This is a genomic window from Candidatus Kryptonium thompsonii, from assembly GCF_001535985.1.
GTDB lineage: Bacteria > Bacteroidota > Ignavibacteria > Kryptoniales > Kryptoniaceae > Kryptonium > Kryptonium thompsonii.
The window spans coordinates 1-14,974 of the sequence record NZ_CZVS01000013.1; the positions used below are offsets into that span (position 1 = coordinate 1).

13 protein-coding genes are annotated in these 14,974 nt (G+C 37.1%); 8 read left to right on the forward strand and 5 right to left on the reverse strand.

Going from position 1 to position 14,974, the window contains the following annotated elements; genetic code table 11:
• Nucleotides 1–21: 21 nt before the first annotated feature.
• Nucleotides 22–705 (forward strand): hypothetical protein, encoded by a 684-nt coding sequence (locus AWW78_RS10675; RefSeq protein ID WP_047134052.1) that lies wholly within the window; start codon nucleotides 22–24, stop codon nucleotides 703–705.
• The gene (gene nadD, locus AWW78_RS02480) at nucleotides 706–1,290 is read left to right on the forward strand and encodes a nicotinate (nicotinamide) nucleotide adenylyltransferase (RefSeq protein WP_047134053.1); all 585 of its coding nucleotides are present in this window, start codon (nucleotides 706–708) and stop codon (nucleotides 1,288–1,290) included.
• 5 nt (nucleotides 1,291–1,295) lie between these two features.
• Here nadD and AWW78_RS02485 read toward each other — a convergent pair whose 3' ends face one another.
• From AWW78_RS02485 to AWW78_RS02505, 5 genes are all read right to left on the reverse strand, one after another.
• A complete protein-coding gene (locus tag AWW78_RS02485; protein ID WP_047134054.1) occupies nucleotides 1,296–2,801 on the reverse strand; it encodes a hypothetical protein in 1,506 nt (501 codons plus the stop codon).
• Complete coding sequence (locus AWW78_RS02490) at nucleotides 2,798–3,574, reverse strand: class I SAM-dependent methyltransferase (protein ID WP_047134055.1); 777 nt, start codon at nucleotides 3,572–3,574, stop codon at nucleotides 2,798–2,800. Before AWW78_RS02490 ends, AWW78_RS02485 begins: the two co-directional genes overlap by 4 nt.
• Entirely contained in the window at nucleotides 3,571–5,052 is a 1,482-nt protein-coding gene (locus AWW78_RS02495) for a B12-binding domain-containing radical SAM protein (protein WP_047134056.1), read from the reverse strand. Before AWW78_RS02495 ends, AWW78_RS02490 begins: the two co-directional genes overlap by 4 nt.
• A 95-nt stretch (nucleotides 5,053–5,147) precedes the next feature.
• Nucleotides 5,148–6,194 (reverse strand): 6-phosphofructokinase, encoded by a 1,047-nt coding sequence (locus AWW78_RS02500; RefSeq protein ID WP_047134057.1) that lies wholly within the window; start codon nucleotides 6,192–6,194, stop codon nucleotides 5,148–5,150.
• A gap of 17 nt (nucleotides 6,195–6,211) precedes the next feature.
• On the reverse strand, nucleotides 6,212–6,589 hold the full coding sequence (locus AWW78_RS02505) for a thioredoxin family protein (RefSeq protein ID WP_047134058.1): 378 nt from the start codon (nucleotides 6,587–6,589) through the stop codon (nucleotides 6,212–6,214).
• A gap of 206 nt (nucleotides 6,590–6,795) precedes the next feature.
• Between AWW78_RS02505 and lipB the strand changes: the two genes are divergently transcribed.
• The 6 genes from lipB to AWW78_RS02535 all read left to right on the forward strand — a co-directional run bounded on the left by lipB (nucleotide 6,796) and on the right by AWW78_RS02535 (nucleotide 14,973).
• Nucleotides 6,796–7,509, forward strand: a complete 714-nt coding sequence (gene lipB / locus AWW78_RS02510) for a lipoyl(octanoyl) transferase LipB (RefSeq protein WP_047134059.1) — start codon at nucleotides 6,796–6,798, stop codon at nucleotides 7,507–7,509.
• Nucleotides 7,482–9,545 (forward strand): alpha-ketoacid dehydrogenase subunit alpha/beta, encoded by a 2,064-nt coding sequence (locus AWW78_RS02515; protein WP_047134060.1) that lies wholly within the window; start codon nucleotides 7,482–7,484, stop codon nucleotides 9,543–9,545. Before lipB ends, AWW78_RS02515 begins: the two co-directional genes overlap by 28 nt.
• A gap of 40 nt (nucleotides 9,546–9,585) precedes the next feature.
• Nucleotides 9,586–10,890 (forward strand): dihydrolipoamide acetyltransferase family protein, encoded by a 1,305-nt coding sequence (locus tag AWW78_RS02520; RefSeq protein WP_047134061.1) that lies wholly within the window; start codon nucleotides 9,586–9,588, stop codon nucleotides 10,888–10,890.
• 21 nt (nucleotides 10,891–10,911) lie between these two features.
• The gene (locus AWW78_RS02525; protein WP_075426058.1) at nucleotides 10,912–12,111 is read left to right on the forward strand and encodes a dipeptidase; all 1,200 of its coding nucleotides are present in this window, start codon (nucleotides 10,912–10,914) and stop codon (nucleotides 12,109–12,111) included.
• Nucleotides 12,112–12,139: 28 nt separating this feature from the next.
• A complete protein-coding gene (locus tag AWW78_RS02530; RefSeq protein ID WP_047134062.1) occupies nucleotides 12,140–13,582 on the forward strand; it encodes an aminopeptidase P N-terminal domain-containing protein in 1,443 nt (480 codons plus the stop codon).
• Nucleotides 13,583–13,659: 77 nt separating this feature from the next.
• Entirely contained in the window at nucleotides 13,660–14,973 is a 1,314-nt protein-coding gene (locus AWW78_RS02535) for a DUF4921 family protein (RefSeq protein WP_047134079.1), read from the forward strand.
• Nucleotide 14,974: the final 1 nt, after the last annotated feature.

The following is a 14,974-nucleotide window of genomic DNA, read 5'->3' on the forward strand; positions in this document are numbered from 1 at the left end:
AAAATAAAGTAAACCCTTGCCATGTTTCAAACGGAGAAAGCCTTGATAATTTTTCCGGCGAAATTGAGCGATTTAAAAGTTGACGATAGTTTCACTTTTGATGAAAAGCTGGAAATCTACAAGGCAATCCTTCATGATACCTGCGATTATTATGTTCAAAAGAGCAGAAACACAAATGTTTATGTTTATTTTCCAGATTATGAGACTTGTGATCTTTTAATTCAAGTTTTCCCGCTTCGTGTTAAAGTTTCGGTTGTTGAGGACAATGTAAATCGTTATTTTGAAAGCATCTCAAGGGCATTCAAAGATGAACGCAAGTTTGTCGTTTTGCTTGAAATCGCAAGTTTTATTTATCCGGTGCCTTGGATAAACAACGCTTATCAAGTTATGACGCATAAGTATGATGTCATAGTTACTTCGGTTTACAGAGATAATCCAAACAAGCTTATTGGGCTTAAAAAGTTGCATGAAAGATTTGTATCAAGGTTGGAAGATGAAAACGATGAGATTAATGTGTTAAAATTTGCAAGCGAGCTTGATGTTCTTTATGTCCCTTTGAGGCGAATTGATTACGCAAAGAACGTTGAGTCCTTAAAGAGTGTTTTTGGGGCTGTGATAAATATGGGGAAAGGTGATGAGTTTAAAAGAACAAGGTCAGCCATTTTAAATCTTTTAAAGAAAAGAAAAATAACAGTGCTTGATTAAATGAGAGTTGGAATTTTTGGTGGTACATTTAATCCACCGCACATCGGGCATTTGATAGTTGCTGAGTTTATAAGGGAGGAGGCAAACCTTGATAAAATCATTTTCATTCCTTGCGCAAGTCCACCACACAAGCAAAGTCCAGAATACCTTTCTCAAATGGCAAGCTCTCAGCACAGATTTGAGATGGTTAAAATTGCAATAAAGGGTAATCCCTTTTTTGAAGTTTCTGATATCGAGATAAAACGGGGTGGAATTTCATATACAGTTGAAACTGTAAGTTATCTTGTTGAGAAATTTCCCAAGTATGATTTTTATCTTTTAATTGGGGCTGATCAATTTGAGGAATTTCACACGTGGAGGGATCCGGATGAGATTGTGAAAAAGGTTCATCTTCTTGTTTTCAATCGCTATGGTTATGTAATCCCAGAATCTAAATTTTCACCCTTTGCGAAATTCATTACAATACCAAACATAGATATTTCAGCATCGGCAATAAGGGAAAGGGTAAGGGCTGGGAAATCAATAAGATATCTTGTCCCATCTGAAGTTGAAGAATATATTTACGCAAATGGTTTATATAAGTGAGTGAATTAAACAAATATGAAAAATTTAAATCCCTTCTTCGGAACTCTAATGGATTGACCTTGCCAGGTTTCAAGTATGAGAAAATATCTTACAAGCGAGAATTTTCTTAATGGGGGAAATCGCCCGACGAATTTCTCGCCATCGCCAAATAGTGGCGATGGGAACCACTTTCCATCTTTTTCAAAATACATTATACCCTTTTTTAATCCAGATATGTTCAGCTCAAGCTTCAACTCCCATAATTTTATTCTCCCTTTTTTCTCTTTTACAATTTTAAAGTTTTTGACGGGTTCTTCAATTTTGTTTTCTTGAACTTCAACAACATTAGTTTCCAGTTTTGGTAAGTTCTCGCTTGTGTGAAATTTTTTATTAGGTATAAGTTTTTTATTGAGGAAGCCGATTTTGTCATTACCTCTAAAATTATTCCATTCAGATTTTTGCCCTTTGGTGGGCAAAATCCAAATGTCTCCATCCATGGTGCATATAATTATTTCAATGAGTCCATCTCCATCGATATCTGTTGCAATTGGTGATGACACGATTGATGAAGCAATTTTCTTTTTAAAATTAACCCCTTCTGAAGAAATCCATAAGTTCCCAAAATAATCACAGGCAATTATTTCTTGCTTTTCATTCCCATTTATATCAGCGATGATCGGAGATGCCCAAAAGATGGTTTTTATGTCTTTAGCAAAATTTTTTAAGCCATCAGCTGTGAAAACATATATTGAATCTGCGCAAACTATAAATTCTAAGTTAGCATCGTTATCGATATCACATATTGCGGGTGAGGACACTGTGAAACTTTTCAACTTGATGGGGAATGGTTGGATGTTCATTCCGTCTTCATTCAACAAGTTAACAGAGTTTGAGAGCGATACAATTTCGGGTTTTCCATCCGCATTTAAATCACAGACAAGGGGGGATGACCAGATTATGTGATTTAAATTTGTTTTCCATTCGCATTTGAAATTTTTACCATCAATCCTGTAAAGGTTTTCATCCCATGAGCCAATCACAATATCAAAAGAACCATCACCGTTTGGAAATAAAGCAGGGGAAGAAGAGACAAACCCATCCGTTTGGAAATAGTTCACATTTAAAATTTCCCCGTTTTCACTTAACTTAATTATGTAAATTCTACCATCATCTGAACCGAATATCACTTCTGAAAATCCATCAGAGTCAATATCGGTGATAATCGGGGAGCTAAAAACATCGCCGTGAGTTTTAAATTTGAAGGAGCGTTTTACATCGTTAAGGTTAAAAAAGTAAAGGTTATCATCATCGGAGCCAGCGATTAAAATTTTATTTTTGAATATAGCTGGTGTGGAAGCACAAGGTTTCTGAGGTTCAAGAGTAAGGATGGGTTTATCAGTGGATTTTAAATCAAAGATGTAAATTTTATCTGCTGTTATAATTAGTTCGTCTTCGCCATCTTCGTTTATATCGTGAGCAACGGGGCTTGCAGTTATGGGGAAGTTTATGTTAAGCTTAATTTCATTTTTCATGATCTTTGGAATATAACAATGATTCTTTCGGCAAGATAATTAAATGGGAAGTAGGGATTGATTAAATTTTCAATTTTTTGAAGTAGTTTGAAGAACCCCTTGGGTAATCGCTCTTGAGGTTTTAAATAAGCAGGTGGGAGCAAAAAAGGTAAGGCGTAAATTTTCTTTATGGTAAAATAATCTTTGGAGAACTTCTTGATATCATTCAATGAGTAGAACCTTGCGATTACATTATACTCTTTTCCATCAAGTGTGATGTATCCCCATCCCTTTAATCGTTTCTTTAGGTAGTTGGTTATCCCCAGCGGGAAAAAGATGAAATCTCCCCAATACCAGCGATTTATAAATGAGGCGACGAAAAGCGAACCTGGTTTAAGGATGGAATGAAGCTTTTGGAAAAAAGAAGATACATCTGTAATGCAGTTTAAAACTCCAAAAGAAGAATATGCGCCATCAAATTTAGTTTTAAACGAATCAATATATTCAGCTGGTAGGTTTATCAATTGTGCATTTGAGCCAACTTTTGTCCTAGCAACTTTGAGCATTTCAAATGATACATCTGTGAGGATAACTTTACAACCGTGTTTTATCATCTCTTCGGCTTCAATTCCAGTGCCACAACCAATTTCAATCAGGGTTTGACCTGGATGAAAATATGTTTTTAAAATGTTTAAATTTGTGTTCCGCAGGTATTCTTCATGTTTTCTATTTTCATCGTAAATAGGAGCGTATAAATCCCAGAAGAATCTATGTTTTACAAATTCCTTTTTCATCTTCCCTCGGCTGGCTGAAACTGGATTACATTTGAATTTGAAACTTTTGCAAGTAGATTAACAATTGCCTTTGAAAGGATAAGTTCAACTTTATTTCTGAATTTTTCAAGAAGATTTGCTTCCTTTCCAGCTTTGAACCACGCATCTTTCCATTCCCTGTTGAGCCATCTTACAACCCACCGATAAAATGTTGTGTTATATTTTTCACGCTTGAACAGGAGTTTATTTTCAGCGGTGTAATCCCAATCAAGCATCCATTCTTGTGAGTCAAACATTAATCTATCGCGAACTTGTTCATAAAATTTTGTCCCTGGCAGGGGATAAGCAATAGTTGTGCTGAATTCATCAGGCAATGTTTCCCTTAGAAGTTTAGCGGTTAGTTTTAAGTCATCAATATCTTCGCCTGGATAACCTACCATCATGAAGAAATATGTTTTTATTCCGAATTTTTTGCAAAGTTCAGATGCCTTGTATATCTGTTGTATTGTTATTCCTTTCTCCATTGCGTCGAGAACTTTTTGAGAGCCTGATTCCACACCGAGATAAATTTTTTTGCAACCCATATCTTTCAATGCTTTTAACATATCTTCAGAAACAAGATTTACTCGCGTAAGGCATTCAAAAGGTATAATAGCGTTCCTATTTAAAACTTCCTCGCTCCATCTCAAAACCCAGTTTTTTTGAACTCCCGTTATATCGTCAACCACGCGGATAAAATCTGGGGAATAAATTTCTTTTATATGTTTCATTTCATCGGCGGAGTTCTCAGGGGTTCGGATTCTATATTTTCTCCCGAAAACCGCCTTTTGACACCATGAGCAGTGGTATGGGCAACCCCTGCTGTTTATGATGGTGAGCGACCAGTATCCGTGTGCCTTTTTCCAAGCTCTTCTGTAATCATCCATATCAACTAAGTCCCTTGCAGGGAATGGAATTGCGTCAAGGTCTTTGATAAGTTCCCTATGCCCTGTTGAAATTATGCGCCCATTTTCGTCTCTTATTCTCAAACCAGCAATTTCTCTGATATTATCCGGGCGATCACCTTTTTCAAGATAGAAATTTGCAAGTTCTAACATCGTAATTTCACCTTCATCAAATACGACAGCATCAACTGGGAAAGTGTTGTTTGTTCCCTTGTAAAGAAGATATCGCTCCGGTAAAGCTGTTGGGTCGGGACCTCCGATGATAACTTTTGCGCCGTATCTATGAGCTATATCTGCAATTATGATGGCATTTCTTCGTATTGTTATCAAAGATGTGATCCCGACAAGTTTTGGCTTTTTATTTCGCATATAATCTTCAAATTCGTCAAAATCTTTTCTAAAAGTGCAATCGAATAATTCGACTTCATAACCATTATCCCTTAGAACTGAGGCAAGATACATTAATCCAAGTGGGAAATACGGAGTCATAATTTTTTTCTCAACGGGATCTTTCTCAATGAAGAGGGGATTAACCAGAACTATATCTATTGCCATTGTATGATTTCTCTTAATTTTGGAAATAACATTTTACTCGCCCCCTTAAACAAAGGGGTCAAAGAGCACAGTTTATGCTAAAAAATTTTTAGTGGTTATCCGAAGAAGACTTCAGCTATTTCAAATAGTTCTGGATTTACGGTCTTTAAACCGCCAACGACTTCGTAAAGCTCAACTTCGACAATGTCGCTTCCTTGGAGCGCCGTCATCACACCAAATTTTCGTTCATTTATAAGTTCAACCGCCTTGACACCGAATCTTGTTGCAAGGATTCTATCAAACGCTGTTGGGGAGCCACCTCGCTGTATATGTCCAAGGATTGTTGCTCTTGCTTCCATTCCTGTTCTTTTTTCGATTTGGTCCGCGACGAGATTTCCAATCCCACCAAGTCGAACATGCCCGAACTCATCAACTCTTAAATCCTGAACGATAAGTGTCCCATCTTTGTCCACTTGTTCTTCAACCTTAAATTTTGCACCTTCAGCCACAACGACTATGCTGAAATTTTTCCCGCGGGCATGTCTTTTTTCAATTATTTTACACACTTGATCAATGTCAAATGGTTTCTCGGGTATCAAAATTACATCAGCCCCACCTGCAAGTCCAGAATACAGCGCTATCCAACCAGTATGACGACCCATAACTTCAACAACCGCAACGCGGTTATGGCTTTCTGCTGTTGTATGCACTCTGTCAATTGCTTCCATTGCAATATTGACAGCTGTATCAAAACCTATTGAATAATCAGTTCCGCGAACATCGTTGTCGATTGTTTTAGGTATGCCCACAACATTTACGCCAGCTTTATGAAGTTTATACGCAACGCTGAGCGTATCTTCACCACCAATTGCAACAATTACATCTATTTTTCCATTCTCAAGATTTTCAAGTATTTTTTTCTCCCCATCTGGATGTTTATATGGGTTTGTTCTTGATGTTCCAAGTATAGTTCCACCTCGGGGGAGAATCCCAGAGATATTGTTGAGGTCGAGCGGAAAAGTATCAAGGCTCATTAAGCCTTTCCATCCATTTCTTATTCCAACAATTTCATGTCCAGAAGCAAGAGCTTTACGAACAACAGCTCTTATAGCGGCGTTTAATCCTGGACAATCCCCACCCCCAGTTAAGATGCCAATTCTCATTATAGTTCACCTCTTGATTAAATTATTTCTTTTAATTTTGCCTCAAGTTTTGGATATTCATTTGGTTTTGTGATTCTAATAACTTGGTTACCTTCTTTATCGAATAAAATTATGAGTGGGATATCAAAAACGAGATAATTTTCAGCCATTTCATAATTTTTAACTACATTGAAAGTCAAAACTTTGACACTACCATTGAAATCATTTTTTATCTTATCAACTATTGAACTCATTGCTCTGCATGTTTGATTGTCGAGCCAGAAAAAAACAACACTTGGTTTACCATTTATAAATTCAGGTAAAAGTTTTCTCGATTTTTGAGTTATATTAACAAAGAAATACGCTACAACCACGAAGATCAAGGCAAATACAATTACCGCAGATATGCTTTCCAAATTTTTCTTAGAATTTATTTTCGAAAGTTGTTGCGGTTTAATTTTCGTTTTAAAGTTATGAAATTAAGCTATTATAGTCAAGTAAAAACTGCGAACACTTTTGTGCCAGCAAAAATGCCACGAACTTTTGATTTAATCTAAATTTTGTTTTGTAAGGGCGGTTTTTTAACTTTTAACTAAAGTTTAAAAATAAAGGCACAGAGAATTTGAAGGCTATTTTTATAGATATTCCTGGACCTTCGGACTATGAAAAAGTTTGGAGCCTTCAGAACAAACTTCACAAGATGAGAGTAAGTGGGGAGATAAATGATATTTTAATTCTTACCGAACATGAACATGTTTACACAATTGGCAAAGCTGGAAATGAAAAGGATTTAAGGGTTAGCGAATTTTTTCTAAAGGATCTTGGGGTAAAGATTTTCAAAATTGATCGTGGTGGAAAGATCACATATCATGGACCTGGACAAATTGTCGGGTATCCGATTTTTAATCTTAATGAATTGAGAATTGATGTTCACACCTATTTAAGAAAAATTGAGGAAGTTATAATTTTAACCTTGGATGATTTTGGGATAAAAGCTGAAAGAAAGGATGGTTTAACTGGCGTTTGGGTTGGAGATGAAAAGGTTGCTTCAATTGGAATTAAAGTAAGCCATTGGGTTACCATGCATGGGTTTGCTTTAAATGTAAATACTGATTTAAAGTTTTTCGACTTTATCTTTCCCTGTGGTTTAAAAGATGTGAGCATGACATCAATGGAAAAAATACTTGGGTTTGGTGTTGATATTGTTGATGTTAAGGTGAATTTAAAAAAGAAATTCGAAGCTGTTTTTGATGTTGAACTTGAAGAGATATTAGATGAAAAAATTAAAAACATAATGAGCAATTTGCCATGCCAAAAAATTTGGGCAAACATTTGAGCTCTGAAACTGAGGTTGAGGCAAAAGTTATAGAGTTAAAACCAGAAGTTTTTATTCAGGCGTTAAAATCAATGTATGTCGCAAGGCAGATAGATAACAAGGCGATGACACTACTTAAACAGGGGAAGGCTTTCTTTCATATAGGTGTATCGGGGCACGAAGCTATACAGGTGGCAAGTGCAATGAACTTTCGTCCAGGATACGATTGGTTTTATCCCTACTATAGGGATTGGGCGTTTGTTTATCAACTTGGTGTCACGCTTGAAGAACTTTTTTATAGTGTTTTAGGTAGGGCTGAATGTCCCGCCACAGGTGGAAGACAAATGCCAGCTCATTTCGGAAAAAAAGAATTAAGAATTATAACGCAATCAAGCCCAACGGGAACCCAATATCTTCAAGCAGTTGGGACTGCGATGGGTTGTGTAAGGGATGGAACTGACGAAGTTGTTTATGTTTCAGGTGGTGATGGTTCAACGAGTGAAGGTGAATTTCACGAGGCGTTAAACTGGGCGAGTAAAGATAAATTGCCTGTCATTTTTGTCATTCAAAATAATAAATATGCTATCTCTGTTCCAATATATGAACAAACAGCGGGAGCATCAGTCGCAAAGATAGGGCAGGGCTTTTACGGACTTGATGTTTATGAAATTGATGGAACTGATTTTATTCAAAGTTATCAAACTGTGAAAAAAGCGGTTGAAAGAGCTCGTGCGGGGCTTGGTCCAACGATGATAGTTGCAAATGTTGTAAGATTAGTTCCACATTCTTCATCCGATGATCATAGAAAATATAGAAAGCCAGAAGAACTTGAATTTGAACGGTTGAACGATCCAATCTTGAAAATGGAAAATCTTTTAATAGAGAGAGGAATTTTAACCAAAAATGAAATTGAAAAATTTTATTCGGAGATTGATAATGAAATTGAAAAGGCAATCGAAAAAGCCGAGCAAAAGCCATACGCAAGCCCTGAAACCGTCATGCTGCATGTTTATGCGCCTGAGAAAACAAGACAACTAAATTATGAATCTACAGTTCCATCTGGAAAACCAATAGTTATGGTTGATGCGATAAACCACGCTTTGCATGAGGAAATGGAATTAAATCCGAAGATGCTTGTCTATGGTGAAGATATTGCTGATCCGAAAGGTGGAGTTTTCACGGCAACGAAAGGATTAACTGTGAAGTTTGGAAAGGATAGGGCGTTTAACTCACCACTTGCGGAAGCAAGTATCGTTGGGACAGCAATAGGGCTTGCTGTTAAAGGTTATAAGCCAGTTGTTGAAATTCAATTTGGTGATTACATCTGGCCTGCGATGATGCAAATACGAGATGAACTTGCACCTTTTAGATATAGATCAAATGGAAATTGGTCAGCTCCCGTTGTTATAAGAGTTCCAGTTGGAGGTTATATTCATGGAGGGCATTACCATAGTCAAAACATAGAAGGATTTTTTGCACATTTACCTGGAATTTTTATCGCTTATCCGTCAAATGCAGCCGATGCAAAAGGGCTTTTAAAAACAGCTTGCAGAATTGAAGATCCTGTCCTTTTTCTTGAGCATAAAGCACTTTATCGTTCTCCCCAAGCGATGGCACCAGAACCAGATGAAAATTATCTTCTTCCATTTGGGAAAGCTCAAGTGAAAAAGCCAGGCAAGGATGCAACCATTATCACTTGGGGTTTGATGGTTTATAAATCGCTCGAGGCAGTTAAAATTATTGAGCAAAAGTATGGTGTTGAGATTGAAGTGATTGATATAAGAACGATAAATCCGTTGGATAAAGAAACAATTTTAAATTCAGTGAGAAAAACAAGCAGGGTTTTGATCGTTCATGAGGATACTTTAACTGCTGGGTTCGGCGCTGAAATTTCAGCGATAATCGCCAGCGAAGCGTTTGAATATCTTGACGCACCGATAAAAAGAGTGGCTGGGCTTGACATCCCTGGAATTCCTTATGCTCCGACGCTTGAGGAGGCTGCATTGCCGCAGACAGAATGGATTGTTAAAGCGCTCGATGAGTTAATAAGATACTGAAACTTTAGGTGAAATATCAAACAAATTTTGGAGCGAATCTATGAGGGTTGAAGTTATAATGCCAAAAATGGGGGAAAGTTTACAGGAAGGGACAATTCTAAAATGGCATAAAAAACCTGGGGACAGGGTTCAAAAGGATGAGATTTTGCTTGAGATAAGCACTGATAAAGTTGATACTGAAATTCCATCCCCAGCAACTGGAATTTTAACTGAGATTTTATACAAGGAAAATGAAACGGTATCTGTTGGAACTGTGATTGCGTATATAGAAACAGAAATTTCAAAAGCTGAGTTTGAGGTTGAAGCAAAGAAGGAAGAGAAAGTGGAAGTTAGGGCAATTAGTGAGGAAAAGGAAAGTGTGAAACATTTTGAGGAGTTTGTTCCCGAGACTTTACCATCAAGGACGAAAAGATTTTATTCTCCTGTTGTCAGGGAAATCGCTAAGCGTGAAGGAATATCAATTGAAGAACTTGAAAAAATTCCTGGAACAGGTCACGGTGGAAGGTTAACTAAAAACGATATTTTAAACTACATCGAGTCAAAGAAGAGGAAAGTTGAAGTTAAACCATCTGTTCCAGCTGTTGAAATTTTTGAGAAGGTAGAGGAGCCTTTAGTTAAACCAGAAGTTTATCCTGAAGGGAGGGTGGAAATAGTTGAGATGAGCCGTGTGATAAAAGCGATGGCAGAGCATATGGTTAGAAGTGTTAGAACATCGCCGCATGTCGCTGCAATTTCAGAATGCGATATGACGGAAATTATGAATTTCATTAATAAGAACGCAGACGAGTTTCAAAAGAGGGAAGGATTTAAATTAACTTTAACCCCGTTTGTTGTTGATGCTGTTATAAAGGCTTTAAAAGAGTTTCCGATGATAAATAGCAGTGTTGAGGGTGATAAGATAATCATCAAAAAATACATTAACATTGGGATTGCAGTTGCGACGGACTATGGCTTGATAGTTCCAGTTGTGAAGAATGCTGATGAGAAAAACTTTATTGGGCTTGCACGAGCGATAAACGATATCGTTATAAGAGCGAGAAATAAAAAATTAACCCCTGATGACATCCAAGGTGGGACATTTAGCATAACAAATTATGGCGTCTTTGGGAATATCATCGGAACTCCGATAATAAATCAACCGCAAGTTGCGATACTTGGCGTTGGTGCAGTCAAGAAACGGCCTGTCGTCATAACGAAAGATGGTGAGGATTACATTGCGATTCGTTCAATTGCATTTTTAACTTTGTCATTTGATCATAGAATTATCGATGGTGCTCTTGGAGGAAGGTTTCTTGAAAGAGTAGTTTATTATCTCGAAAATTTTGATTTTAAAGGCATAATTTAAAAACAGAAGCTCGGTTAAAGTATGATTCGCAGGTTCATTTTCGTCATTTTAACTTTGTTTTCATTCGCTTGTGCTCAAAAAGAGAATCCAGTGGGAGAGAAAATCGATTATCTAAAACTTCACTATGATGCCATTGTTGCAGATACACACAATGATGTTCTTTTGAGGGCAATGGACGGGGAAGATATAAGTCTTGAAACTAAGCGTGGGCATAGTGATTTAGTGAGGCTGAAAAAAGGTGGTGTTGATATCCAAGTTTTTGCAGTTTGGGTCGATCCAGTTGCATTTGAGAAGAATCCGTTTAAAAGAGCGAATCAAATGATTGATACTTTATATTCAATTGCAAGTAGAAATCCTGATAAAATTGCTGTTGTCAGGAATTCATCCGAGCTTGAGAAAGCATTAAGCGAAGGTAAAATTTGTGCTGTAATCGGAGTTGAAGGAGGACATGCAATTGAAAATAGCATTGAAAATCTTGAGCGACTTTACAAGCGGGGTGTAAGATATTTAGGTTTAACTTGGAACAATAGCGTTGATTGGGCAAGTTCTGCTTTTGACGAGACGACGAATCCAGAGAAGTTGAAAGTTAAAGGTTTAAGCGAATTTGGTAAAAAAGTTGTAGAGAAAATGAATGAACTGGGGATGCTGGTCGATGTCTCACATCTTGGTGAGCAAGCATTTTGGGATGTGATAAAGGTGACGAAAAAGCCAGTTATAGCTTCGCACTCGAGTGTCTATAATCTTTGTCCACACTACCGAAACTTAAAAGATGAACAAATCAAAGCAATAGCACAAACTGGCGGAGTTATATTTGTTAATTTTTACGCTGAATATATTGATTCAGCATTTAACACGAAGCGTAAGCAACTTGAGGAGAAATACAAAACACAGTTTGATTCGATAAGGATCTTGTATGAACATAATCCACAAGAATATCGAAGGGCGAGGCGTCAGTTGATGATGAGAATAGCCGATGAACTTCGTCCACCGCTTGATGTTTTAATTGACCATATTGATTACATAGCAAAGCTTGTTGGGGTTGAACATGTTGGGCTTGGTTCTGATTTCGATGGTATAAGTGTAACTCCACTTGAAATGGATGATGTCACATTTCTTCCAAATATAACCAAGAAACTTCTTGAAAGAGGTTATTCAATTGAGGATGTGAAGAAAATTCTCGGAGGTAACTTTGTGAGAGTTTTTAAACAAGTATGTGGTTAAAAGTTCAAAATAAAATGGGGCGACAAAAGTGAAAGCTTTGAAAATTTTACTTTTAACTTTATTCATTTTTTCTTTCTCTTTTTCGCAAGATGATTTGCTTCCGCCTTCTTTTTTCAAGGCAAACAGGGAAGAATTGATGAAACAGATCGGTAATGAAGCGGTTGCAATTTTTTATTCGAATTCCTTGAAAACTCGTTCAAACGATGTTGAATACAGGTTCAAGCAAGATAATAATTTTTACTATTTGACAGGACTTGAGGAACCCGACGCCGTGCTCGTTCTTGCACCAGCTGGGTTTGCTCCATCTATTTTAAAAGTTGCAGGGAGAGCAACTGGAAAGTATTATGATATTACGCTTGACACTATCAAATCAGATTTAAAAATTCGTGAAGTTTTGTTCTTGAAAGAGAGAGATTCACTTCGGGAAGTGTGGACTGGGAAAACACTTGGAACTAAAGGAGCTATGGAAAAGTTGGGAATTCAACTTGCTTTACCAATCGAGGAGTTTAAGAGTGTGATTCGTGCGATAATTTTTAGCACAAGGGCTAAGACAATTTATTTTCCATACCCGACGGATTGCTACAAAGGAAGTTTAAAAGACGTAGTTGAAACAATTGAATCAATTGTGAATTCCCAACGAGGCAGATTACAATTTTCTGATCCAACCCCAATTCTTGCAAAAATGAGGATGAAGAAGAAAGATGAAGAAATAAGATTGATAAAAAAAGCGATTGATATAACTGCGAAGGCTCATCGTCAAGCTATGATGTCATGCGAACCTGGGATGTATGAATATGAAATTCAGGCTATAGTTGAATATGTGTTTACAAAATTGGGCGCTGAATATCCAGCCTTCCCGTCAATTATTGGCTCTGGCGAAAATTCCGTTATACTTCATTACACTTCAAACAGAAAAAGAATTAATGATGGTGATTTGATCGTAATTGATATCGGTGCTGAATATCATAATTATTGTGCTGATATCACAAGGACGATTCCCGCAAACGGAAAATTTTCTCCTGAACAGAGGGAGATTTACGAGATAGTGCTTAAAGCACAAGAGGAAACAATTAGATTAGTTCGGCCTGGAGTAAGTTTCGTCGAGCTCCAGCTTAAAGCGTCTGAGATCATTGCGGATGGTTTGTTAAAGCTTGGGATTATAAAAAGTAAGAATGAAGTAAATAAATACTTCATGCATGGTGTTACGCACCATCTTGGGCTTGATGTCCACGATATTGGGATACCTGGTAACCTTGAGCCAGGGATGGTTATAACTGTTGAGCCTGGAATTTATATACCTGCTGGTTCAGAGTGTGATCCTAAATATTGGAATATCGGTGTTCGAATCGAGGATGATGTTCTTGTCACTGAAACTGGGTGCGTTGTCCTTTCTTCCGATGCACCGAAAACAATAGATGAAATTGAACGATTGATGAAAAGGCGTGGTATAGGTAATGAGCCAATTGATTAAGTAAAATTTTGGTTTGATTTTTTTGATTTTATGTGTTATTATTAATCGCTCGATTTATAATTAATTTTGCTTTGCTTATGAAACCGCTTTATTTGATAATGCCGGATGGAACGGTAAAGCAGATTAATCCATTCACGGAAAGCGAGGTTTGGTCTGTTCCAGGCAGAAATAATAAGCCGATTACAAACGAAGTTCCAGAGACTGCGAAACCACTTGAAGTTCATCATCCTGAGGATTATTGTTCATTTTGTCAAAAAAGATATTACGAGGTTCCGCCTGAAAAATCGAGATTAATAAAATTGCCCGATGGAAGTTATAAACGAATTGATTATCTCCCCCCGGACAAGTACTTTGAGAGCGTTGCAGAATTTAGAAGGGTTGGTAATTTGTTTGAAATTGTGACGCTTGACTACTGGAGAAAGAATTACGAATATAGATTCGTGAAAGAGAAAGAGGAATGGAAAAAGGCATATCTGGAAAATCCTGCTGGAATGAAACATGTGCTTGAACTGATAAACTATAAATTGCGCATGATGGGGAAGACGCCTGATGAAATAAACTCAATCTCAACCGATGAAAAACTTGCGATGGCGGATAGCTTTTTTGGTGGATGCCACGAATTAATAATTGCAAGAAGACATTTCATAGACAATGCGAAATGGACAAGTGATTTGTGTTCATCGGGAGAATTAACTCAGGAAGAGCATTATCAGTATTTCAAATTTACAATTGATGCGATGGTTGATATAATGAACTCAAATCGCTATGTTCGTTACATCGCTGTTTTTCAAAATTGGTTGAGGCCAGCTGGAGCTTCATTTGATCATTTACATAAACAGCTTGTTGGTCTTGATGATTGGGGAGCAACCATAGAAAGGCAGATAGCCATGGTCAGGGAAAACCCAAATGTTTATAATGAATATGCTGTGAATTTTGCTGGATATCATAACTTAGTTTTTGCGGAAAATGAAAATGCTGTTGCGTTTGCTGGATTTGGACATCGTTTCCCAACTATTGCTATTTATTCAAAATCAAAAGCAGGAAGGCCATTTGAATTGGACGAAAAGGAGCTTCGTGATATGAGCGACCTTGTTCATGCAATTCACGCAGCGATGGGGAATCAAATCCCGTGTAATGAAGAGTGGTATTACACACCTTTCGATTCTGTTTACAAAATGCCGTGGCATGTTTTAATTAAATGGAGGATAAGTATTCCTGCTGGATTTGAAGGTGGAACAAATATCTATATAAATCCGATTACACCTATTGAATTAAGGGATAAACTTGTGCCACGATTGTTTGAACTTAGAGATAAAGGCAAAATTTCAAATCTTTTAATCGCTGAAGAATGTAAGGTTGAACCAAATCCATTGAAGTATTATTTACATTGAT

Coding starts and splice junctions, on each gene's coding strand:
- AWW78_RS10675 (WP_047134052.1), top strand. CDS start 22: ATGTTTCAAACGGAGAAAGCCTTGATAATTTTTCCGGCGAAATTGAGC.
- nadD (WP_047134053.1), top strand. CDS start 706: ATGAGAGTTGGAATTTTTGGTGGTACATTTAATCCACCGCACATCGGG.
- AWW78_RS02485 (WP_047134054.1), bottom strand. CDS start 2,801: ATGAAAAATGAAATTAAGCTTAACATAAACTTCCCCATAACTGCAAGC.
- AWW78_RS02490 (WP_047134055.1), bottom strand. CDS start 3,574: ATGAAAAAGGAATTTGTAAAACATAGATTCTTCTGGGATTTATACGCT.
- AWW78_RS02495 (WP_047134056.1), bottom strand. CDS start 5,052: ATGGCAATAGATATAGTTCTGGTTAATCCCCTCTTCATTGAGAAAGAT.
- AWW78_RS02500 (WP_047134057.1), bottom strand. CDS start 6,194: ATGAGAATTGGCATCTTAACTGGGGGTGGGGATTGTCCAGGATTAAAC.
- AWW78_RS02515 (WP_047134060.1), top strand. CDS start 7,482: ATGCCAAAAAATTTGGGCAAACATTTGAGCTCTGAAACTGAGGTTGAG.
- AWW78_RS02520 (WP_047134061.1), top strand. CDS start 9,586: ATGAGGGTTGAAGTTATAATGCCAAAAATGGGGGAAAGTTTACAGGAA.
- AWW78_RS02525 (WP_075426058.1), top strand. CDS start 10,912: ATGATTCGCAGGTTCATTTTCGTCATTTTAACTTTGTTTTCATTCGCT.
- AWW78_RS02535 (WP_047134079.1), top strand. CDS start 13,660: ATGAAACCGCTTTATTTGATAATGCCGGATGGAACGGTAAAGCAGATT.